Consider the following 1,967-nt stretch of genomic DNA (forward strand, 5'->3'; position numbering starts at 1 on the left):
AGAAGGGCTCAAGACGCGCCATCTGCGCGTCTGTTAGCCAGAAAAGATCAGACATGTTCACCGCTCGTTTTTTGAACCGTGAATCATGCCGCCACCCAAAAATCAATGGGTCCTGACCCTAGTTCTGCAAGCTCAATAGCCTTGTCTTTCTCAAATGCAGTTGGCCCAGCAATCGTAGCGACTAAGATTATGCCGGGGTTTCCGTCACTGGAGGCGAGTGAAACATCGCGGACCAGTAAGCCGGTTAGAGTTGTGTCAGGACTCTTGTAATCGTGCTCCAAGCATTCAATCGTGGATGTAGAACGGGTCATCAGGCATTAATGCTTCGCGTCTCAATTATCTTTTGCGTCAATTCTGGCGAGTTACCGGCTCCGAACACTACTACTACGCTCTGACATAGATCAAGGCTTGCGATTCTGTTGGCGACGGTGTCAAAATCGTCAAAATAGCTGGCCTTGTCTTTGCCAATCTGATCAACAATGCTCAAAATATTCGGAATTTGCTTACCAGCTTCTCGCCCCATGAAAGTCTTTGTGAAGATGACTTTGTCGGCAGATTTGGTCGCCATGACATATTTGCCTCCGAACTGGTTCATTCTAGAAACCATGTGCGGCTCAATGACGGCAACGATAGAGTGCTTGGGATACGCAGTGCGAAGACTATTAAGGGTTGTTTCGACCTCTGTTGGATGATGACCATAGTCGTCGAAGATGCACACGTTTTCATCGGCAAAAATCTCCTCTAAACGACGCTCAACCCCTGCAAAGTTAGACATAGTAGATGCAGCAGTGTTGCTGCTCGCGCCCAAGGACACTGCTGCACAGAGCGCCATTACTGCATTTTGAGCGTTGTGCTCTCCAATCATATTTACTTCGAAACTCGAATGTCCGATATGACCAGAAACCGAGACAGCCATGCGGCCTTCTCTGAGGTTTCTTGCCGACCACTTAACCGTGGACGAATTTCCTAACGTAGCAATTGATGAGTAACCTTCGCGTAGAACCCATACTACTCTGACTTCGTTCGCGTCCAGTTGTTCTGTGCACTGGTCGACGACTTTTCGTACACCTGGGTCGTCACCATTGGCTATAAGTGTTGCGCCAAACTGCAAAGATCCAAGATAGTCGCGAAACGACTGGAAATATGACGCGTCATCTGGGAAGTATTCGGGATGCTCGTATTCAACATTGTTGAGAATGCTTAGATTGGGTTTGTAGTGCAGATAGCTATTGTTGTATTCGTCGGCCTCAATAAGAAAGATGTTTGAACTCCCTACGACTGAGTTTCGCCCCCAATCCTTTACAATACCACCCACGATAATCGTAGGCTCCATACCAGACTGCACCAACATGTGACCAAGCATTGACGACGTTGTCGTCTTACCGTGTGTCCCTGCGACGCAGACCCTTGTACTCCCATCCATAAGGTGGGTGCCAACAAACTCTTGCCAAGACATCAACAAGCCCGCCGCATTGGCCGCCTGCACTTCGTCGATTTGTGAGCGACGTTCAATGGCCGCCGGACTCGCTGCAACGACATCGACACCATCGATGTGTGCGACATCGTGCCTATTGAACAGGTGGTCCGACGGAACACTGCTGTTTCTAAGGTATGAACTGCGGATGTCAGCGTCGCATCCGCTGACTTTGAAGCCCTGCGCTATTGCAATCTCGGCCGCAGCCGACGCTGCCGCACCCCCAATCCCAACAAAGTGTACATGTTTTGCTCGCATGATTTATCGCCTTCTCTTATTTTTTAGTGTTTTCTGGACCGGCTGGAACGATTGCCGGTGCGTTTAATGATACCATCATCTACCGTTCCAGCAACAAGTCTTGCGCCTCGCCCTCTAGGGTCAGGACTCATAGCCAGTAAATGACGAGTGCGGCGAGAGCGATGGCTGACAGGAAGACCTTCGGGCATCGGTCGTAGCGGGTTGCCACGCGTCTCCAATCCTTGAGCCTGCCGAA

Annotated in this window: 1 protein-coding gene and 1 pseudogene; both read right to left on the reverse strand. The window is 50.1% G+C overall.

What is annotated here, in order from left to right:
* Positions 1–310: 310 nt before the first annotated feature.
* Positions 311–1,732 carry a UDP-N-acetylmuramate--L-alanine ligase gene (locus D9R08_RS18835; RefSeq protein WP_121899656.1) on the reverse strand — a complete coding sequence of 474 codons (1,422 nt, stop codon included), beginning with the start codon at positions 1,730–1,732 and terminating at the stop codon, positions 311–313.
* Positions 1,733–1,859: 127 nt separating this feature from the next.
* Positions 1,860–1,967, reverse strand: a pseudogene (locus D9R08_RS18840) (IS5/IS1182 family transposase); the annotation flags it as partial.

This window comes from Rhodophyticola porphyridii (assembly GCF_003688285.1).
In the GTDB taxonomy this organism is placed as follows: domain Bacteria; phylum Pseudomonadota; class Alphaproteobacteria; order Rhodobacterales; family Rhodobacteraceae; genus Rhodophyticola; species Rhodophyticola porphyridii.